The sequence below is a fragment of the Promicromonospora sp. NPDC090134 genome (assembly GCF_044746965.1).
Lineage (GTDB): Bacteria > Actinomycetota > Actinomycetes > Actinomycetales > Cellulomonadaceae > Promicromonospora.
In genome coordinates this window covers 1,425,773-1,445,686 of sequence record NZ_JBIVCZ010000001.1, presented here as the reverse complement: position 1 = coordinate 1,445,686, position 19,914 = coordinate 1,425,773, and the positions used below count along the sequence as shown (strand labels likewise).

Below are 19,914 nucleotides of genomic sequence, written 5' to 3'. Positions count from 1 at the left end.
GGGGATCAGCGGGCCTCGGTCACGGCCCCGTTGTCAGATACGTCACCTGACGCGACGAGTTCACCGTCTCCCCCGTGTTGTTGATGACCCGCCGGATCGTGCCCACCCCGCCCAGCGACACGGTGACCATGTTGTGGAACCGCACGCCCGACCGGACCGGCACCTCGAACGCCCGCGCGTTCGCCACCGCCGGGTTGACGTTGAAGAACGCGTAGCTACCGAGCCCCCAGGCCTGGTGGTCGGTCACGGCGTCGCCCACCTTGTAGGCCGCCCAGCCCTCCGTGGAGCCGTTCATGTACGCGGCCTGGTTCGGCGGGTCGTACGGCATCTCGTTCTGGTAGAAGTACGTGCGCCCGCGCTCGCCGTTCCAGATGGTCTGGTACTGCTGGTAGTGCTCGACGAACAGGCCGTACATCGTCACGTCGTCGCCGTTCACGATCAGGCCGTTGCGGCCCGTGTTGACGGTCCAGCCCACCGTGCCGTTGTTGCCGTGGTCCGCCCGCCAGATCCAGGCGTGGTCGCCGATCACGTCGTCGCTGTTGACCTCCATGCTCACCACGGCCTTGCCCGCGACCGAGCCGCCGACCCGGATGAACACGTCGGACAGCACCGTCGGGTTGGCCGCGTGGTCGGCCGACGAGCCGGCCGGACCCACCTGCAGCAGCACGTTCGAGCCACCGGTCCCGGCGTCGAACATGATCCCGGCCAGGCGCACGCCGCCGACGTCGGCCACGCGCATGGCGTCGATGCCGCCCTGCGGCACGAACGTGGCGAGGCCCAGCCCCAGCACCACCGTGTCCGCGCGGTTGACCTGGAGCGTCTGGTTGATCTGGTAGGTGCCCGGCGTGACCAGCAGGTGCTTGCCGGCGGCGAGCGCCGTGTTCATGCTGGCGGCGGTGTCGCCAGGCCGCACCACGTGGAAGTCGCCGATCGGCAGGGACCGGCCGGCGGGGTCGCCGTTCGCCCAGGTCGTCCCGGTCGAGCCGGACCGCACGGCGGGCACGAAGACCCGGTAGGAGCCGTTGTCGTCCACGTAGAGGTACGGCTTCTCGGCGACCTTCGGGGTCGTGGCGATGGTCGTGTAGGGCGGGTTCGGGAAGCTGTTGGACGGCGTCCCCGTGCTGCCCACGAACACCTGGTTCCAGTTGGACCCGGTCCAGCTGCCCATGGCGGAGTTCCGGGTGAGGAACTGCTGCTGCGTGCCGGAGTTGATCTGGCCGTCGATCTTCGAGTCGGCGATGAAGCCGCCGGACGACCAGCCGCCGTCGGACAGGGCGAGGCCGCCGCGCAGGTGCATGCGGCGGTAGGGCGCCGCCTGGGACACGGACCACCGGTCGTTGCCGTCGGCGGGCGTCACGGACAGGCCCTCGGCGGAGCGCCAGAAGTTCTGCGTGGCGTTCTGCGAGCCGTCCGGCCACCAGTCGGCCTCGACGTGCACGTGGCCGTTGATGTTCACGTCGTCGGGCACCAGGCCCAGGCCCGCGACCTGCGTGAAGAAGCCGACGTTGGCGTCGACGTCGTAGGAGCCCGGGTAGAACAGGAGCGCCTGGCGCTGGGGGCCGAACTGGTTGGTTTCCTGGGCGTCGAACACGCTGTTGAGCTTGGCCTGGACCGCGGCGTCGGACATGGACGTGTCGAAGACCGCCACGTTCGGGCCGAGGTCCGGGTTGGCCGGGTCCGGCAGGACCGGGTCGGGGTTCGGCTGCGGCACGGAGCCTCCGCTGTGCGTCCACTTCTGGTTGGCGGCCCCGGTGCAGGTCCAGAGCTGCACCTTGGTCCCGTTCGCCGTCGCGCCGCCCGTGACGTCCAGGCACTTGTTCGCGGCCTGGTTCACCAGGTCGCCCGCGGAGGTCAGGGTCCACCGCTGGCTCGCGAGCGAGGAGTAGCAGTCCCAGAGGTGGACGACGGCGCCGTTCGCCGTCGAGCCGTCCGCGACGTCGAGGCACTTGCCGCGCCCGCGCACGGAGCCGTCGTCGGCGAAGGTCCAGGTCTGGTTGGCGTTGTTCGCCGTGCAGTCCCAGATCTGGGGCCGGTTGCCGTTCGCCGTGGACCCGTCGGTCACGTCGAGGCACCGGCCGCTGCCCGAACCGACGATGGTGCCGGTGGAGGCGGCGACCGCGCCGGGGGACGCGACCACCCCCAGCAGGCCAGCGAGCAGGACGGCGCTCAGCGCGCCGACCACCTTCCGAACAGGGGACATGGCAGCCTCCGGCAGGGTCTGGCGCCGCATCGTCGCGGCGGCACCTCACCCTACCGATCCACTTACTAACCTGTCAGTAGGTAAAACCCCGTATCAGCGCCGCCGGGGCAGGGGCTTGGGCTCGGCCGGGTCCGCGTCCTCCACGCCCGCCGGGACCGCCGCGGCCGGGGCCATGGCGGCGGCCAGCTCGCTCTCGTCGGCCGTCGCGCGGCAGTAGACCCGCTTGCCGGTGCCCTCGCACAGCTGGTGCAGGCCGGCGGCGAAGGCGTGCAGGTCCTCGGGCTCGGCGCGGCGGAACCGCCGGGAGAGCGACCAGTGCTTGACGACGTCGTCCAGCGTGGTGGGTCGCACCATGCCGAACAGCGTGACCAGGTGGTTGGACAGCCGGATCAGCAGCCGGGCGCCGTCCGGGCTCTCGGCGACGAGCTGGGCGCTGCGCAGGCCGTCGTCGCCGGTGGGGCCGCCGAGCAGCCGCTCCAGCTGGCCCAGCACGGAAGCTGGGTCGACCACGTGGGATGCCACGGCTCCGTCGATCTCGCCACCGTCGATGGTCAGGGCAGCCGTCTCGTCGTCCGGGGCTGCGAAATACTCGAACCTCATGCGCGCATCTTTCCGCATGTCAGGGGGTGCTCGGTGCCATTCTTCACGCGAACCGGTCCGGGTTCATGAAGCCCACGTCGCCGTAGGTCGGCTCCCCGACCGCGATCTGTGCCAGCAGCTCGCCCACGCCGGCGACGTGCTTGAACCCGTGCCCGCTGTCTCCGCCCGCCATGACCAGGCGCGGGTCGCCGCCGGGCCGGCCCACGAGGAACTGCTCGTCCGGCGAGTTCGTGATCATGCACGGGATCGCCTTGACCGGCACCGGGTCCACCTGCGGGAACGCCGCCGCCACGGTCTCGGCCAGGCGGTCGACGTCGGTGCGCGGGTGGATGTACCGGTCGAGCTCGTCGGGGTCGGTGTCGTCGTGCCCGTGGTCGCTCAGGCCGATCTTGATGTGGAAGCCGTCGCCGCTGCCGTGGCCCCACAGCCCGCGCCCGTCGGCGAGCTCGTAGATGAACGACGGGAAGGCCGACAGGTCGAACGGCTGCGAGGCGCCCGCCTTCGGCGCGAACCAGAACAGCGGCGTGCGCCGCGGCCGCAGCGGCAGGCCGGGCAGGAGCTTCGCGTTCCACGCCCCGGCGGCCACGACGGCCTGCCCGGCCTCGAACACCGCGGTCGGCGTCGTCACGCGCACGCCGCCGCCCACGAGCTCGACCGCCGTCACGCGCGTGCCGGGGTACACCTGGGCGCCGGCCTCGACAGCCGCCCGGACCTGCGCCCGGACGTTGCGCTCCGGGAAGCACAGGCCGCCCTCGGGGTCGAACACGGCGACCGTCTCGTCGTCGTACGCGGCGTACTGCGGGTACCGCCGCACCAGCTCGTCGTGCGACAGACGGTCGAGCTCGACGCCGGCCGCCGCGGCCGCCGCCGTCGTGCCCTCGATCACGCGCGAGCCCGGAGCACCCACGTTGAGGCAGCCGGTCTGCTCCACGTACGACTCGCCGTACCGCTCCCCCAGCTCGGTCCACAGGTCCAGCGACCGGCGGGCCACCGCGGCGAGCCCGGGATGCTCCATGCAGGCGACCCGGAACAGCCGGGTCACACCGTGCGAGGAGCCCAGGTTGTGCCCGACGTCGAACCGGTCGATCCCGGTGACGGACACGCCGCGCTCGGCGAGCCGCCACAGCGCGGCGCTCCCGAACCCGCCCAGCCCGACCACGACGACGTCCGAGGTAATGGTGTTCACCTCTGCACGCTAACCCGCGGCCGGACCGGGCGGGGTGGCCCGCCCGGCCGTCGAGATCAGGACACCGGGCGGACCCGGAGCGCGTGCATGCCGCCGTCCACCGCGATCGTCGTTCCCGTGGTCGACGCCGCCTGCGGGCTCGCCAGGTAGGCGACCGCCTCGGCGACCTCGTCCGCGGAGACGAGCCGGCCGTGCGGCTGCCGCGCCTCCAGGGCCGCGCGCTCGCCCGCCGGGTCGGCCGCGCTCGCCAGGAGCCGGCCCACCCAGGGCGTGTCCACGGTGCCGGGGTTCACGGCGTTGACCCGGATGCCCTCGCGCACGTGGTCCGCGGCCATGGCCTGTGTCAGCGCTAGGACAGCGCCCTTGCTGGCGCTGTACAGCGCGCGCTGGGGCAGGCCCGCCGTCGCAGCGATCGAGCAGGTGTTGACGATCGCGGCGGCGGGCGAGCGCCGCAGCAGCGGCAGCGCGGCCCGCGTGGTGCGGGCGATGCCGACGACGTTCAGGTCGAGCACCCGCAGCCACTCCTCGTCGGGGTTGTCGGCCACCGTGCCCTGCGCGCCGATGCCCGCGTTGTTCACCAGCACGTCGAGCCGCCCGAGCTGCGCCTCGACGGCGGCCACCGCGGCCTCGACCGAGGCGGCGGCGGTCACGTCGACCGGCAGCGCGAGGTCGGCGTCGGCGGCGTCAGGGTCCACGTCGAAGACCGCCACCCGGGCGCCGCCCGCGCGCAGCCGGCGCACGATCGCGGCGCCGATCCCGGAGGACCCGCCCGTGACGACGGCGACGAGGCCGTCGAAGGCGGTCATGCGCGCACCTCGGCGGTCTCAACGGCACCGGGGTTTCCCGTGGAACGCGCCCACGCCACGTACTCCTGCCGCTGGCGCCCCAGCCCCTCGATCTCGACCTCCACCACGTCGCCCGGTGTCAGGTACGGGAACCGGCCCGACAGCGCGACCCCCTCGGGCGTGCCCGTCAGAAGCACGTCGCCGGGTTCGAGCGCGAGGTACTGGCTGAGGGTGTGCACCAGCACGTCCACGCCGAAGATCAGGTCCGACGTGGTCGAGTCCTGGCGCGGCTCGCCGTTGACCCAGGACCGCAGGCGCAGCCCGGCCCCGAAGGCGCGGTCCGGCACGTCGGCCTCGTCGGGCGTGACCAGCCACGGGCCCAGCGGCGTGAAACCCGGGGCGTTCTTGCCCTTGGACCACTGCCCGCCGGACTCCTCGATCTGCCACGCGCGCTCGGACAGGTCGTTGGCCACGGTGTAGCCGGCGATCACGTCGCGGGCCTCCTCGGGCGAGTCGAGGTAGCTGGCGCGGCGGCCGATCACCACCGCGAGCTCCACCTCCCAGTCCGTCTTGCGGCTGCCCCGCGGGATGGTGACGGCGTCGTCCGGGCCGGCCACGGTGTTCGGCGTCTTGAGGAAGATCACGGGCCGCTCCGGCGGGGCGGAACCGGACTCCGCGGCGTGCGCGGCGTAGTTCATGCCCACGCACACGATCGCCGACGGCCGGGCGACCGGGGCGCCGAACCGCACGCCCTCGACGTCCACCGGCTCCAGCGTCCCCGCCGCGAGCGCCGCGCGGGTGCGCGCGACGCCGTCGGCCGCTAGGAACGCCCCGTCGATGTCGGCCGTCAGCGGGCTCAGGTCCCGCCAGGCCTCGCCGTCGTGCACCACGGGGCGCTCCTGGCCGGGGGTTCCGATCCGGGCGAGCTTCATCCTTGTTCCTCTTCTTCCTCGGGTTCTTCTGTGGCGGAGGCGGGCAGGCCGTACGCGCGCCGCGCGGTGTCCTGCCAGATCGCGTCCTGCTCGGCGGGCGACAGCCCGGCCAGGAGGTAGGTCAACGTGTCGACCCACTGGTCGTAGCGGGCGGCCAGGAGGCTGACCGGCCAGTCGGAGCCGAACATCAGCCTCCCGGGCCCGAAGGCGGCGAGCGCGTGCTCGACGGCGGGCCGCAGCCCGTCCGCCGACCAGTGATCCCACGACGCCTCGGTGACCAGGCCGGACAGCTTGGCCGTCACGTTCGGCGCCGCCGCGATCGCGTCGATCGCCGCCGCCCAGCCCGCGAGGTCGCCGCCGGTCGTGGGGTCGTCGCCGGCGAGCGGCGGCTTGCCCAGGTGGTCCAGCACGAACGGCACCTCGGGCACCTCGTTCACCAGCCGTGCGACGGCGGGGAGCTGATCGTGCCGGGTGACCAGGTCGAGGGCCAGGCCGGCGTCCGCGGCCGTCCGGATGCCCCGCCGCAGGTCGGCGCGGTCGAGGTACCCGGGGTCGTGCTCCGCCTGGACCATCGACCGCACCCCGACCAGGTGCGCTCCCCCGGAGCCCGCACGCAGCCGCGCGACGGCGTCCGCGACGCCGGGGGCGGCGAGGTCCACCCAGCCGACGACGCCGCGGACCACCGGCGTGCGCGCCGCGAGGTCCAGGAGGTCCGTCGTCTCGGTCTCGACCGGGACGGACTGCACCACGACGGTCCCCGTCACGCCCTGGTCCGCCAGCGCCTGGTCCAGGTCGTCCGGCGTGAAGTCGGCGTCGATGGCGCCCATCGTGCCGGGGTCGATCCAGGGCTGCGGTGTCCGCGAGCGGACCCAGAGGTGGTGGTGGGCGTCGATCTTCTGGGGCACGGCCTTGTGCGTCATGGCGTCATCCTTCCTGGCCTGATCCGTCCTGGCCCAGCCCGCCTCAGGCGAGGTCCGGGCGCACGGACTCGCTGATCAGCCGGCGTCGCTCCACGTACGCGGGCAGGATCGTCACCTCGTCGTCGTCGAACCACTCGAACGGCGCCGTCGAGGCGACCAGGGCGAAGTTGGCCCAGGGCTCGAACGAGCCGGACCGCACCACTACCTTGGCGCGCGGCGCCCACTCGGCGATGAGCGCCTCGTGCGTGGTCCCGTGGAACGTCGCCCCGGAGCCGGTGAAGATGTCCTGCACCTCGCCGTACAGGCGCGGGTGGTGCGTCTTGAGCTCGGTGGCGAAGTGCGCCTCCTCGAAGAACGTCGACTCCAGGAGCGCCCGCAGCACCGACCGCACGTCGAGCTGCCCGCGGGTCAGGGCAAGGTCCACCCGGTTGGCGTCGGCCGGGATGGGGAAGCCCGCGTCGGTGACCAGCACCACGTCGGTGTGCCCCAGCGTGGCCAGGCTCCGGGCCAGCTCCGGGTGCAGGATCCGTCCAGCTCTCATCGTCGCGCCTCCGTGCTCGTCGTCGTGTCGGTCGTCGGGCCGGCGGCGGCCGCGGCGAGGAACGCCTCGACCGTGGCCCGGTCCTGGTAGGACGGCACCGTCTCCCAGTGCTCGCAGCACAGCGCCGCGACCGTCCCGGCGAACAGTGCCGCGGAGGGCAGGTCCCGGCCCTCCCCGAGCGCCACGGCCAGGGCCGCGTTGAAGCTGTCGCCGGCGCCGTTCGAGTCGACGACGGCGACGCGCACCGGCGCCACCTCGGCGGCACCGTCGACGATAACGACCAGGGCGCCGGCCTCGCCGAGCGTGATCACCACGGCCCGCGGGCCGAGGGCCAGCAGGCGCCGGCCCAGCTCGGCGGGCGGCGTCGGGTCGTCGGGTCCGAGGCCGAGCGCCGCCTTGGCCTCGTGCTCGTTGGGCGTCAGCACGTCCACGCAGGTCAGGTCGGTACCGCGCAGGTCGACGGCGGGCGCGGGGTTGAGGATCGTGGTGACCCCGGCCGCGCGCGCCACGGTGAGCGCGTGCAGGGCGGTGGCCAGCGGGATCTCGAGCTGGGCCAGCGCGACGTCGGCTGCGGTCAGTGCCCCGGCCGCCGCGTCGACGTCGGCCGGGGAGAAGCTGTTGTTGGCCCCGGGGTCGACGACGATGACGTTGGCGCCCGCCGTGTCCTTGACGATGAACCCGACGCCCGTCGACTCGCCGTCCGCGACCCGCAGCCCGACCGGGTCCACACCCTCCTGCTCCAGGAGGTCGCGGAACTCGGCGCCGTAGACGTCGTCGCCGACCACGCCGAGGTACGACACCCCGGCCCCGAGCCGGGCCGCCTGGACCGCCATGTCAGAGCCCTTGCCGCCGAACGTCCCGCGGAAGTCCCGGCCGATCAGCGTCTCGCCGGGCGCCGGGATCCGGTCCGCCGTCATGACCAGGGCCTTGGCATAGCTGCCGACGACGGCGACCGTGGCGCCCGTCTCAGTAGGCATCCGGGTCCCCCACCAGGCCGTCGACGATCGCCGGGCCCGAGCTGGTACCGACCAGCTCCGCGCCCGCCTCGAACAGGGACCGCATCTTCTCCAGCGAGTTGACCTTGCCGGACACCTTGACCCGGCACGGCGCCTCGATGTTCTCGGCGAGCAGGCGCACGTCGTGCTCCGTGGCGGCGAGGCCGCCCTTGCCCCAGCCCGAGGACTGCTTGACCCAGTCCACGCCCGCCTCGTAGGCGATCCGGGTGGCCTTGACCTTGAGCTCGTCCGTCTCCAGGAACCCGAACTCCAGCATCGCCTTGACCTTGACGCCCTCGGCGTGCGCGACGGCGACGATCTCGGTGATGTCGCGGGCGTACAGGTCCTCGTCACCACCGAGCAGCAGCCCGGGGTGCGGCGGGAAGTCGAACTCGTCCACGCCCTCGGCCACCAGGGCCCGCAGCGCGGCCAGCCGCATCGACAGGGTGTCGTTGGCCATCGGGAAGTTGAGGGTCGAGGCCACGCGCACGCCCGTGCCGGCCAGCACGTCCTTCGCGAGCGAGACCCAGTAGGGCGCGATCATCGCGGCGTCGAACCCGTACTCGACGCACGTCTCGACGTGCTTCACGAGACCGGCCCGGGTCAGGTCGGGGTTGACGTTGGTGTACTGGATCGCCTGGGCGACCTGCTTGGAGTCGGTGAAGTCGACGGTCATCGGGGTCTCCTTGAAGACGGGTGGGATGCGGGTGGGCAGGGCGCGGCCAGGCGACCCAGCGGCGGTGTGCGGGCTCAGCCCTTGACGGCGCCCGCCGAGAGGCCGCCCATGATGTGCCGCTGCATGACCACGAAGATCAGCAGGATCGGCACCACGGCGAGCAGCAGGGTGGGGAAGACGATCTCGTAGTTCGTCGTGTAGGTGGACACCGCGGCGTACACGCCGGTGGTGATCGTCCGGAACTGCGACCCGGGGCCGAGGATGAGCTGCGGGCTGACGAAGTCGTTCCAGGCGCTCAGCGCGTTGAGGATGAACGCGGTGGCGACGATGGGCCGCATGAGCGGGAACACGATGGTCCACAGGATGCGCTGGCGGCCCGCGCCGTCGATCGCCGCGGCCTCGTCCAGCGACCTCGGCAGCATCCGGATGTACCCGCTGAAGATGAACAGCGTGAACGGGATCATCGTGGACGACATGAACAGCACCAGGCCCGGCAGCGTGCCCATGAGCCCGAGCGCCTTGAGCACGAAGATCGCCGGGACCAGGATGATCTGCGCCGGCACGAACATCCCCGCGACGAAGAAGAACAGCAGGAACCGGAACAGCGGCGTGGGCGTGCGGGCGATCGTGTACGCGGCCGGGACGGACGCCCCGATGGCCACCACGTTGCAGGCCACCACCAGGAACAGCGTGACGGCGTAGCCCTCGACCACCGGGAAGCTCGTGTTCTGCCACGCGGCCGCGATGTGGTCGGTGGTCAGGGTGGCCAGGTCGAACCCGAGCGGCGACAGCAGGATCTCCTGCTGCGGCTTGAACGCGTTGACGACCATGATGTACATCGGCACGAGCATGGCGGCCGAGAGCACGGCCACGACGGCGACGCGGACCGCCGTGCGGATCGGGCTGGTGCGCGTCATCCGACGGCCTCCGCTCCTTCTTCGGCCCGCCTGCGGAGCGCGATGATCGTGAATGACAGGACCCCGGCGACGACGACCAGCAGGACGGCCTGCGCGCACGCGAGGCCCACCTTGTTGTTCGCGAACGAGACCGCGAGGATCTCGTACGCCCAGGTCTGCGTGGCGTCCCCGGGCCCGCCGTTGGTCAGGCCCAGCACCACGTCGTAGACCTTGAGCAGCGACAGGATCGACGTGACGATGGTGACCGTCACGGTCGGCGCGAGCGCCGGCCAGGTGACGTGCCGGAACACCTGGCCGGCGTTGGCGCCGTCGAGCCGTGCGGCCTCCTGGAGCTCCGGCGAGACCGCCTGCAGCCCCGCCAGGTACAGGACGAGCTGCACGCCGAACTGCGCCCACACGATCACCCCGATGAGGGTCGCCAGCGCCCAGTCCGGGTCGGACAGGAAGGGCAGCGAGGACCGCCCGGCGTTCTCCATCAGGTTGTTCACCGCGCCCTGCGGGCCCAGGATCGCCTGCCAGAGGAAGCCCACGATCAGGGCGGACAGCACGTGCGGGTAGAACATGACGGCGCGCGCGAACGTGTTGAGCGCCGTGGTGCGGCGCAGCAGCAGCGCGAGGCCGAGGGCGGCGCCGTTCACGAGGAAGGCGCCGACCACGGCGATCACGGAGGTGACCCAGACCGCGGACTGCAGGTCGCCGATCGGGTCGGCGATGATCCGCGCGTAGTTCTCCCAGCCCACCCAGGTGGGTGCCTGGCTCGGGATCCCGTTGTACTGCGTGAACGAGTAGTAGACGGCATACCCGACCGGCACCACCGTCAGCCCGGTGTAGACGGCGGCGGCCGGGAGCGTCATCAGCCCGTTCGCGAGACCGGAGAGGACGCCCCGCCGGGTGGTCGTGGTGCGAGCCATGTCAGCCGAGCTTCTCCGCCTCGTACCAGGCCGTCAGGTCGCCGGCGACGTCGGCCGGCGCGCGACCCTGCCACAGTCCCTGGACGAGCTCGGTGAACTTCGGGTTGAACCCCGCGACCGGCAGCGCGTAGTCGCCGACGGTCTGGTTGCCGGGCACCACGTACGACGGCGCGGCGTCGGACAGCTCCTGCACCATCCCCGCGTACTCGTTGCTGCTGGGCGCCAGGCCCTCGCGGCTGAAGCTGTCCATCTCCGCCTGGGCGGCGATGGCGGCCTCGTCGGTGGTCAGGTACTCGACCAGCGCCGTGGCGCCGTCCGTGTTCGCCGTGCCCTTCCACACCATGTACGGGAAGGCCAGGGTGGCGCCCATCGGCCCGGGGGCGTCGGCGGCGTCGTCGACCGGCGGGGCGAACACGCCCACCTCGAACTCCGGCGGGGACGCCGCGAGCGTGGTGCTGAACCAGGAGCCCATCGGGTAGACGCCCACGTCGCCCGCGATGAAGTTGGCCTCCTGCGTACCGGTGTCGGTCGCCACGTCGTCGGCGGTCGTGTAGCCCGCGTCGATCCAGTCGGTGACGTGCTCGAACACCGGCTGGAACTGGTCGCCGAGCGTGGACGAGCCGTCCGCGACGCTCTGCTGCCAGCCCGGCGTGGTGACGTTCTGCTGGGGGTGCCAGATCTCCTGGACCTGCACACCGGTGGCCCAGTCCGAGGCGAAGGCGATGGGGGTGGCCACGCCCTGCTCGTCGAGGGCGGCGAGCGCGTCGTCCAGCTCGTCCCAGGTGGTGGGCGGCTCGGTGATGCCCGCCTCCTTGAAGAGGTCGGCGTTGTAGTACATCAGCGACTGCGCCTGCATGCCGACGCCGACGACGTTGATCGTGCCGTCCGTCGAGTACAGGTCGGCCATCGGGGTGCCGGACGCCCAGTCGTACTCCGTCAGGTCGAGCACCTCCGGGGCGGTGTCGGGCCCCGGCACGATCGACTCGATGACGTCGGGGGCGGTGCCCGCCGCGAGGAGCGCGGGGAACGACTCGGCGACCGACTGGCCGCTGGGCCCCTCGATCTTGACGTCGATCCCGGTCTCGTCCTCGAAGGGCTTGACGAGCTCCTCCCACTTGGCCTGGGTCAGGTTGTCCGTGATGTTCACGAGCATGCGCACGGAGCCGTCGTCGGCCGCGTCGCCGCTGCCGCCCTCCGAGCCGCAGGCCGCGAGCGCGAGGACCGGGGCCATACCGAGCACCACGGCTCCGCGCGCTCGGCGCTGGAACGTAGTTGACATCTTTGTCTCCCTACCTTGGGGTCCGAGCCGGGCCCGGTCGCGGGCTACGGCTAGTTGTCATACATACTACATGTTCAAAGTCCGGTGCAAGGGTGCGCTACGCGTCGCGCAGGTGCCCCCGGTACGGCAGCTCGCCGAGCACCGACACGTCGGTCTCCCGGGTCGAGTCGTCGAGGCGGTAGATACCGTCGTCGGCCACGAAGAAGTGCGGCGCCCCGGGGAACTCCAGCTCCCGCGGCAGCGGCTCCTTGTCGGTCCAGGCGAAGTACGAGCGCCCGAAGGTGTCGCGGTCCTTGCGGCCGTAGAGGCTGAGGTCGCCGGCCGTCTCGGGGCTGAGCACGGCCCAGTGCACGCCGTCCTCGACCCAGTACGCGCGGTCGGAGAGCAGCACGGACTGCCGGTCGGGGTCCGTGAACACCTCGGCCCAGAACGAGTCGAGCGTGCTCACGTGCCGCACCAGGAACATGAGGTCGTGGGCGTGCCACGCCGTGCTGGGCGCGACGTCGGCCTCGTTGTGCCAGCCCGTGGCCGACACGAAGTACCCCGCCGGGGTCTGGTAGCGCGCGTAGGTGGCGAGGCACGCGTCGACGAACCGGCCGAGCTCGGGGTGGCTCACCTCGGCCAGGATCTCGTCGATGCCGTACAGGCTCAGCCCCATGCCCGCGACGAGCATGGGCGACGTGGTGCGCAGCACGGTCTCGCCGTTCACGTACCAGTAGCGGTGGAAGCGGGTGCAGCCCCGCTCGTCCACCCAGGCCGAGCGCGCGACGTGCAGGGCCAGCCGGACCGCCTCGTCGAGCAGGTCGCGGCGCCCGAACCGGCGTGCGCCGAGCACGAGCGGCACCATCATCAGCCCGTAGTACTCGGCCGGCTCCAGGATGCCGCCGCCGGCCCGCTCGGTCGGCTGCCGGTAGGCCCCGGCGCTCTCCTCGTCGGGCACGCCCGGGGCCGTGCTCAGCCGCACGAGGGTGTCGAGGTCGTCCTCCAGCTCGTCCGCGTACCGGTCGTCGCCGGACAGCTCCGTGTACCGGAGCTTGGCCCAGACCCGCGCATACTCCTGGTTGACGGTGCCCTCGGGCGTCGGCCGCCCGCCGCCGTACGCGCGGCACGCCTCCAGGTTCGCCGCGACCGCGGCCAGCACCTCCGCGACCTCCGCGGGGTCCAGCAGGTGCCCGGCGTGCCGCAGCCCCTCCAGCAGCCCGATGCAGCCCGCCATATTGTGGATCAGGCCGGCCGTGGCCGACTCCCCCACCTGGAAGCCGATGTGCTTGAACTGGCCGTCGTCCTGGACGGTGCGGGCCTGGAACAGCATCAACCGGCGCCACAGGTCCAGCCCGCGGTCGTCGGGGTGCCGGGCCAGCGCCTCGGCGAACGCCGCCGTCGCGGGGGCGGAGAACGCCTGGTGCCCGCTGGTGAAGTCGATGAACGTGGCGGGGTTGGTGCCCCACACGCTGTGGTTGTGGAAGCCCCTGATCTGGCCCTCCGCACCCACCCAGGTGCGCATCCAGCGGGCGAGCGTGGTCACCTTCGGCGACGTCGCGGGTCCGGTGGCGTGATGGGTGGTCATGACGTGCTCCGTCCTGTGGGTGATGAGAGGTGCGGCACCAGGCCGAGGCGGTCGAGCTCGGCCCAGAGCTCGGCGGGCACGTCGCGCGCGATCCGTCCGGCCGACGTCGTGACGTGCTCGGCGGTCCGCATGCCCATGACCACCGAGGCCACGGCGGGGTGCCGCAGCGCGAACCGGGCCGCGAGGTCGGGGACCGTGACGCCGTACGGCTGCGCGACGTCGGCGATGCGGTGCACCCGGGCGACCAGGTCTCCGGGCGCCTCCGCGTAGTCGAACCGCGCGCCGGGCCGGGGGCGCGGGTTCGCGAGCAGCCCCGAGTTGTAGACGGCGGCCGCGACCACGGACACCCCGCGCTCGACGGCGGCGGGCAGCAGGTCCTCGACGGCGGCGGCGTCCACGAGGGTGAACCGCCCGGCGCACATGACGACGTCGACGTCGGTCTCGCGGACGAACCGGGCGAGCATCGCCGACTGGTTCATCCCGGCGCCGATCGCCGAGACGACGCCCTGGTCGCGCAGCTCCACGAGGGCCTGGACGCCGCTCGTGGACGCCTGGTCCCAGTGCGCGTCAGGGTCGTGCAGGTAGACCACGTCGACGCGGTCGAGGCCGAGCCGGCCGAGGCTGCCCTCCAGGGACCGCAGCACGCCGTCCCGCGAGAAGTCCCACTCGCGCCGGTGGGCCGCGGGGACGGCGAACCCGCCGTCGTCGGACAGGTGCGCGCGCTCCGGCGTCGGCACCAGGGCCCGCCCCACCTTGGTGGAGACGACGAACTCGCCGCGCGGGCGGCCCGCGAGCGCCGCGCCCAGCCGCCGCTCGGACAGGCCGAGCCCGTAGTGCGGCGCGGTGTCGAAGTAGCGGATCCCGGCGTCCCAGGCGGCGTCGACGGCGTCGCGCGCCTCCTGGTCGGTCGTCTCGCGGTAGAGGTTGCCGAGCTGCGCGGCGCCGAAGCCGAGCTCGGTCAGGAGGGTGCCGGTGCGCAGGATGTGCTCACGCATGCGGTGCTCCCAGGTCGTCGGGGTGGGCGAACGGCAGTCCGGCGGCGTACCGCTCGGCCTCGGCCGCCACCAGGTCGCCGATGCGGTGCAGCTCGCCGCCCGCCGACCCGGCCACGTGCGGGGTGAGCACGACGTTCGGCAGGTCCCACAGCTCGCTGTCGGACGGCGGCGGCTCCTGCTCGGTGACGTCGAGCACGGCGTCGATGCGGCCGGTGCGCAGCTCCGCGACCAGTGCCGCCTCGTCGACCACGGCGCCGCGCGCGGTGTTGACGAGCGTCGCGCCGTCGGGCAGCAGCGCCAGGATCCGGGCGTCGATCTGGCCGATCGTCTCGGGGAGCACCGGCTGGTGGAGCGACAGCACATCGCTCTGCGCCGCGACCTCCTCCAGGGTGCCGTAGCGCGCACCGAGCGGGGCGGCGCTCCCCGGGTCCAGCTCGGGGCTGTACACCACGACGTCCAGGTCGAACGGGCGCAGCAGCTCGATGACGCGGCGGCCCACCTGGGACGCGCCCACGATGCCGACGGTCCGGCGGTAGTTGCCGAGGTTCGCGGGCTCGTGCTCCCGGTCGGGCAGCCGCCGGGTGGCGCGGTACTCCCGCTCGGCGGCCCGCGTGCGCTTGTTGGCCAGCAGGATGGTGGCGAGCGTGTACTCGGCGACGGGCAGGGCGTTGACGGTCCGGGCGTTCGCGGCGACCACCCCGCGCGCGGCGTGGGCCGCGGGATCGTCGAGGCAGGTGCTCGCCACGCCCCCGGCGTAGAGCACGGCGCGCAGCCGCGGGGCGTCGTCGACGCCGATCCGCGGCGCGCCCCAGCCCGCGACCAGCACCTCGGCGTCGGCGAGCGCCCGGCGGGCAGGGGCGGACCCGGTCTCGGTCACCACGTGGGCGACGTCGACGTCGAGCACCGCGGCGATCCGGTCGAGGGCGCCGGGCGTGAAGACCTGGCCTACGAGGGACGGGGGCCCGAACGCCAGGACGGCGCGGGGGCGCTGGGGCATGGTGGTCATCTCTCTGTGCTGGGCCGGTGGATGGGGCGGGGCCGGTGGGTCACGGCCGGCGCGGGGCGAGCCGCAGGCCGGCGTCGGCGGGGCGGACGTGCGGCCCGGCGGGGGTGGACCACGCCCCCGACTCGCGCTGCGCGGCGATGAGCGCCTCGTCCACCTCGATGCCCAGACCGGGCGACCTGCCGAGAAGTATCCCGCCGTCGGTGAACTCCTGGTCCACGGCGAGCCCGACCGGGGCCTCGAGATCCTGCACCTCGGTGACGAGGTGGTTGGGCACGGCCGCCGCCGCGTGCGCCACCGGGTTGGTGTCGTACGCGACCGGGCTCACGGGCAGGTCGCGGCCCAGGGCCAGCACGGAGACCCGCAGGAAGTGGGTGATGCCCCAGACGCTCCCGGCCTGCACCACGCCCACGGCGTCGGCGTCGAGGAGCTGGCGGTACTGCTCCAGGCCCGTGAGGTTCTCCCCGGTCGCCACGGCGGCCTGCACGCCGGACACGACGGCGCGGTGCCCGGCGACGTCCCAGCGCCGCACGGGCTCCTCGATCCAGGTGAGGTCGACCTGCTCCTCGACCCGGCGGGCGAGCCGGACCGCCTGGTGCCGGCCCCACGACTCGTTCACGTCGTACATGATCGCGGGCTGGTCGCTGTTGACGCGCAGCACGTCGCGCACGGCCGCCAGTCGCTTCACGTCGCGGTTGATGTCCAGGCCGCCCTTGACCTTCGCGCCGGTGTAGCCGCGTTCGGCCCACCGCTCGTAGAGGCCGACCAGCTCGTCGTCGTCGAGCGCGTACTCCAGGCCCGAGGCGTAGCCCGGCACGAACCGGTCGCTCGCGCCGAGCGTCTGCCACAGCGGCTCGCCGGCCATCTTCGCCTTGAGGTCCCACAGGGCCATGTCGAGCGCGCCGATGGTGCCGAAGGTGCCGCCGTGGTGCCCGGACTTGAACACGAACGCGAGCATCCGGTCGTACAGCGCGGTGACGGCCCGCGGGTCCTGCCCGTCCAGGGCGGGGAACACCCGCTCGATGTCGGCGTGCGCGCCGAGGCCGACGCCGGTCAGCCCGCCGTCGGTCTCGACCAGCACGATCGGCACCTCGGTCACGCCACTGGCCACCACGCCGTTGACGTCGCCCACGGGACGACCCCAGCGATGGATCGTGGTCAGGCTCCGGTACCCGGTGATTCGCATCGTGCTCCACATCGTCGTCGAGACAGCACGCTCGCGACCCTGCGCCAGCATGTCATTCATAACTTATGATACGAGTGACGATAGTACAACACTCGACTACGCTCTCTCTGGTGAACTCGACACCCGCGGCCGGCGCAGCCGTACCCCGCCCCCAACGGCACCGGCCCCCGCTCGCCGCGGCTGTCGTCAAGAGCCTGGCCACGGCGATCGTCGTCGGCGACTACGCACCGGGCTCCGCCCTGCCGCCGGCCGGCGTCCTGTGCGAGCAGTACGAGGTCAGCCGCACGGTGATCCGCGAGGCGACCACCACCCTGGCCGAGAAGGGGCTCGTCGCCACGCGCCAGGGCTGGGGCACCGTGGTGCTCGACCAGGAGCAGTGGAACCTCCTGGACCCGATGGTCCTCGACGCGCTCTTCCAGCGCGAGGACCGGCTGGTCTACCTGGACAACCTCGTCGATGTGCGCGCCACCCTGGAGTGCGCCATGGCGGCGCGGGCGGCGAGCCGGCTGGACGCCGCGCAGCGCGCGGCGCTGACGGCCAAGGCCGAGGAGCTCGCGGGCCTGATGGACGACCCGACCGCCTACGCGGCGGCCGACGTCGAGTTCCACGAGCTGATCCACCGCGCCTCGCAGGACGCGTTCGGCCGGGCGATCGTGTCGAACATCCAGGGCAAGGCCCTGCACACGCCGCAGTACAGCGGGCACCCCACGCGCGAGGACATCGAGCTGACGCACGAGCAGCACACGCACATCCTGGACGCGCTGCTGAAGGGCGACGGCGAGGCGGCGTCGGCCGCGATGCACGAGCACATCACGGGCAGCTGGGCCCGCCGCCGCCCCACGGACTGACCCCGGTCCCGCCCTCGCTCAGCTCCGGCGGCGTGACCCCCGGACCATCGCGACGCCCACGGCCACCAGCACCCCGGCGGCCAGTGCCACCGAGCCGACGGTCGCGCCGGTCGCGGCCAGGTCGCCCGGCTCGGCCGGGTCCGGGTCCGGGTCGGCCGACGGGTCGGTGCCGGGTGCCGGGCTCGGCGCCTGCGTCGCGTTCGTCAGCACGAAGTCGAGCCCGGTGACCTCCTCGTCCACGACCTCGAAGGCGATGCTGTCCTCGCCGTCCGCCACGTACCCGTCCCCGGGGTGCACGACGGCGGTGTACGACCCCGGCGGCAGCTCGGTGCCCCAGGCCCCGTCGTCGTCCGTGGTCGCGGTGCCGGCCCGTGCGCCGTCGGCGTCGGTCACCGTCACCGTGGTGTCCGGCACGGGCGCGCCCTCGGCATGGGTGACCGTGCCGCCGACCGGCAGCTCCTGCGGCTCCACGGACTCGTCGACCAGCGCGAAGTCCTCCTGGAGCAGCTCCTCGCCGGCGCTGGTCACGGTGACGGACCGCTCGGTGACGTCGGCGGTGTAACCGTCCGGCACGGTGAGCGTGATGGTGTAGTCGCCCGGCGGCAGGTCGCCCACGAAGTACCCGCCCACGTCGTCCGTGACCAGCGTGACCGGGCCGTCCGGGCCGGTCACCGTGACGGTCGCGCCGGCCACGGGCTCCCCCGCGTCGTCGGTCACGGTGCCGCCGACCGCCCCGGGGTGGGACAGGCCGAAGTCGACGTCGGTCACGTCGTCCGCGCCGACCGCGACGTCCCGGGTGTCCGGGCCGTCGGCCCGGTACCCGTCGGGCACGGTGACGCTCACCGTGTGGTCGCCAGCCGGCACGCCCTCGAAGAGGTAGGTGCCGTCGGCGCCCGTCGTCGTGCTGACCGTCCCGTCCGGTCCCTCCCGCGTGACGACGACCCCCGCGACGGGCTCGCCGCCCACGGTCACGGTGCCCGCGACCGACGCCGGCGCGCGGACGACGAAGTCGTTGCCGGTGCTGGCCTCCTCCTGGCCGACCTCGACCGTGATGTCGTCCGGCACGGTACCGACGACGTACCCCTCGGGCAGGTCGCTCACCGAGAACGTGTAGTCCTGCGGCTGGTCGTTCTCGGCGTCCCACCCGACGTCGTCGATCAGGTACTCGCCCGTCGAGCCGGTCACGGCAGTGAACGGCGCACCGCCGCCGACCGGCGTGAGGGTGACCGTCGCACCGGGCACGGGCGTGCCGTCGTCGGTCAGGACCGCGCCGCTGACGGCGACGGGCACGATGTCTCGCGCAGCGAAGTCGACGCCGGTCGCGTCGTCGTCGGAGAGGTCGATCTCCGTGACCTGCCGCTCGCCGTACGGGACGAGCCCGAACGGGTGCTCGTCGTCCGCCTCCGGCAGAACGGTCAGCTCCACGCTGTAGCCCGACGCGGCGGTGTAGCCGGGAAAGGAGTACTGGCCGCTCTCGTCCGACGTCGTCGTGGCGAGCTCCGCGCCGTCCGGGCCGAAGAGCGTCAGGGTGGCGCCAGGCAGGACGCCCTGTGGGGCGCCGGACCCGTCGACGTGGTTGACGGTGCCGGAGATGTCGCGCGCCAGGGAGGCGAACCACGTCTGGTAGACGGGGAAGCCGCTGCGCTGGAAGAACTGGACGGTCAGGGTCTTGATCGGCGTCGTGGGCTGGAACCAGCCGGCGGCGCCCGACGTGTCGTTCGCGGCGGCGTTGCCGATCAGCTCGCCGGTGGCCGGGTCCCAGGCCGGCACGTCCGCCGGGTCTCCCGTGCAGGACGGCGACCCCGCGACCGTGCAGTAGTTGAAGCCGCCCTGGAAGCCGAGCTCCGCGCCCGCGAGCTGCCGGCCGTCGGCGCCGAGCGCGGTCACGACCGCGCGGTCCGCGTCGATGTCGCCGAGCACGAACGCCCAGCCGCTCGCCGGCGTCGGACGCTCGAAGGTGTAGGTGGTGGTCGACGGCGACGTGGGCCGGTCCGCCTGCGGGCGCAGGTTGAGGTACTCCTGGTCGCGGCTCGACCCGTAGACCGCGCCCGGCGGCGTGGCCTGGCTCAGCCACGAGGACGCCCCGGAGATCACGCCGACGCCGCCGCGCGAGTTCGAGGTCACCGTGGCCGCCGGGAAGCCGCCGGCAGGCAGCTGCACGCTGGTGGACCAGTCGCCGGCCGAGCCGGTCAACGGATCCCAGCCGGCCCATCCGGCGGTGGTCTCCGCCGACGCCGACATCGTCGGAATGACTGCGCCGATCGCGACCAGAACCGCTGTCGCGAGTGCGCCCAAGCCCCCTGCAGTGCGCTTCACGCTCGACACATTATGAGACAACCGGTCTCAGCGCGCGAGGAGCGATGCGCACGCATC

18 protein-coding genes are annotated in these 19,914 nt (G+C 72.9%); 1 reads left to right on the top strand and 17 read right to left on the bottom strand.

Features of this window, described 5'->3' with window-relative positions; translation table 11 throughout:
• Positions 1-19: 19 nt before the first annotated feature.
• The 16 genes from ACIPN7_RS06350 to ACIPN7_RS06275 all read right to left on the bottom strand — a co-directional run bounded on the left by ACIPN7_RS06350 (position 20) and on the right by ACIPN7_RS06275 (position 16,753).
• Positions 20-2,200: an RICIN domain-containing protein gene (locus ACIPN7_RS06350; RefSeq protein ID WP_400539087.1), complete on the bottom strand. Its 2,181-nt coding sequence runs from the start codon at positions 2,198-2,200 to the stop codon at positions 20-22.
• A 93-nt stretch (positions 2,201-2,293) separates the two neighbouring features.
• On the bottom strand, positions 2,294-2,800 hold the full coding sequence (locus ACIPN7_RS06345; RefSeq protein WP_400539085.1) for a hypothetical protein: 507 nt from the start codon (positions 2,798-2,800) through the stop codon (positions 2,294-2,296).
• A 43-nt stretch (positions 2,801-2,843) separates the two neighbouring features.
• A complete protein-coding gene (gene solA, locus ACIPN7_RS06340; RefSeq protein ID WP_400539083.1) occupies positions 2,844-3,986 on the bottom strand; it encodes an N-methyl-L-tryptophan oxidase in 1,143 nt (380 codons plus the stop codon).
• Between the two features lie 56 nt (positions 3,987-4,042).
• On the bottom strand, positions 4,043-4,792 hold the full coding sequence (locus tag ACIPN7_RS06335; protein WP_400539081.1) for an SDR family NAD(P)-dependent oxidoreductase: 750 nt from the start codon (positions 4,790-4,792) through the stop codon (positions 4,043-4,045).
• Positions 4,789-5,703 (bottom strand): fumarylacetoacetate hydrolase family protein, encoded by a 915-nt coding sequence (locus ACIPN7_RS06330; RefSeq protein WP_400539079.1) that lies wholly within the window; start codon positions 5,701-5,703, stop codon positions 4,789-4,791. The genes ACIPN7_RS06335 and ACIPN7_RS06330 overlap by 4 nt, the downstream gene beginning before the upstream one ends.
• Entirely contained in the window at positions 5,700-6,623 is a 924-nt protein-coding gene (locus ACIPN7_RS06325) for an amidohydrolase family protein (protein ID WP_400539077.1), read from the bottom strand. The genes ACIPN7_RS06330 and ACIPN7_RS06325 overlap by 4 nt, the downstream gene beginning before the upstream one ends.
• Before the next feature lie 43 nt (positions 6,624-6,666).
• On the bottom strand, positions 6,667-7,164 hold the full coding sequence (locus ACIPN7_RS06320) for an RbsD/FucU domain-containing protein (protein WP_400539075.1): 498 nt from the start codon (positions 7,162-7,164) through the stop codon (positions 6,667-6,669).
• On the bottom strand, positions 7,161-8,141 hold the full coding sequence (locus tag ACIPN7_RS06315; RefSeq protein WP_400539073.1) for a ribokinase: 981 nt from the start codon (positions 8,139-8,141) through the stop codon (positions 7,161-7,163). Before ACIPN7_RS06315 ends, ACIPN7_RS06320 begins: the two co-directional genes overlap by 4 nt.
• A complete protein-coding gene (gene deoC / locus ACIPN7_RS06310; RefSeq protein WP_400539071.1) occupies positions 8,131-8,835 on the bottom strand; it encodes a deoxyribose-phosphate aldolase in 705 nt (234 codons plus the stop codon). Before deoC ends, ACIPN7_RS06315 begins: the two co-directional genes overlap by 11 nt.
• A 74-nt stretch (positions 8,836-8,909) precedes the next feature.
• Positions 8,910-9,752, bottom strand: coding sequence for a carbohydrate ABC transporter permease (locus tag ACIPN7_RS06305; RefSeq protein WP_400539069.1), 843 nt, complete (start codon positions 9,750-9,752; stop codon positions 8,910-8,912).
• Positions 9,749-10,663, bottom strand: coding sequence for a carbohydrate ABC transporter permease (locus ACIPN7_RS06300; RefSeq protein WP_400539067.1), 915 nt, complete (start codon positions 10,661-10,663; stop codon positions 9,749-9,751). Before ACIPN7_RS06300 ends, ACIPN7_RS06305 begins: the two co-directional genes overlap by 4 nt.
• A 1-nt stretch (position 10,664) precedes the next feature.
• On the bottom strand, positions 10,665-11,942 hold the full coding sequence (locus ACIPN7_RS06295; protein ID WP_400539065.1) for an ABC transporter substrate-binding protein: 1,278 nt from the start codon (positions 11,940-11,942) through the stop codon (positions 10,665-10,667).
• Positions 11,943-12,039: 97 nt separating this feature from the next.
• The gene (locus tag ACIPN7_RS06290) at positions 12,040-13,509 is read right to left on the bottom strand and encodes a hypothetical protein (RefSeq protein ID WP_400539063.1); all 1,470 of its coding nucleotides are present in this window, start codon (positions 13,507-13,509) and stop codon (positions 12,040-12,042) included.
• Positions 13,506-14,504, bottom strand: a complete 999-nt coding sequence (locus ACIPN7_RS06285; RefSeq protein WP_400539061.1) for an aldo/keto reductase — start codon at positions 14,502-14,504, stop codon at positions 13,506-13,508. The genes ACIPN7_RS06290 and ACIPN7_RS06285 overlap by 4 nt, the downstream gene beginning before the upstream one ends.
• Positions 14,497-15,510 carry a hydroxyacid dehydrogenase gene (locus ACIPN7_RS06280; protein WP_400539059.1) on the bottom strand — a complete coding sequence of 338 codons (1,014 nt, stop codon included), beginning with the start codon at positions 15,508-15,510 and terminating at the stop codon, positions 14,497-14,499. The genes ACIPN7_RS06285 and ACIPN7_RS06280 overlap by 8 nt, the downstream gene beginning before the upstream one ends.
• Before the next feature lie 40 nt (positions 15,511-15,550).
• Positions 15,551-16,753: a mandelate racemase/muconate lactonizing enzyme family protein gene (locus ACIPN7_RS06275; RefSeq protein ID WP_400539057.1), complete on the bottom strand. Its 1,203-nt coding sequence runs from the start codon at positions 16,751-16,753 to the stop codon at positions 15,551-15,553.
• Between the two features lie 50 nt (positions 16,754-16,803).
• Between ACIPN7_RS06275 and ACIPN7_RS06270 the strand changes: the two genes are divergently transcribed.
• Positions 16,804-17,541, top strand: coding sequence for a FadR/GntR family transcriptional regulator (locus tag ACIPN7_RS06270; protein ID WP_400539055.1), 738 nt, complete (start codon positions 16,804-16,806; stop codon positions 17,539-17,541).
• Between the two features lie 18 nt (positions 17,542-17,559).
• Here the strand turns inward: ACIPN7_RS06270 and ACIPN7_RS06265 are convergent, their stop codons facing one another.
• On the bottom strand, positions 17,560-19,857 hold the full coding sequence (locus ACIPN7_RS06265; protein ID WP_400539053.1) for a collagen binding domain-containing protein: 2,298 nt from the start codon (positions 19,855-19,857) through the stop codon (positions 17,560-17,562).
• Positions 19,858-19,914 lie beyond the last annotated feature (57 nt).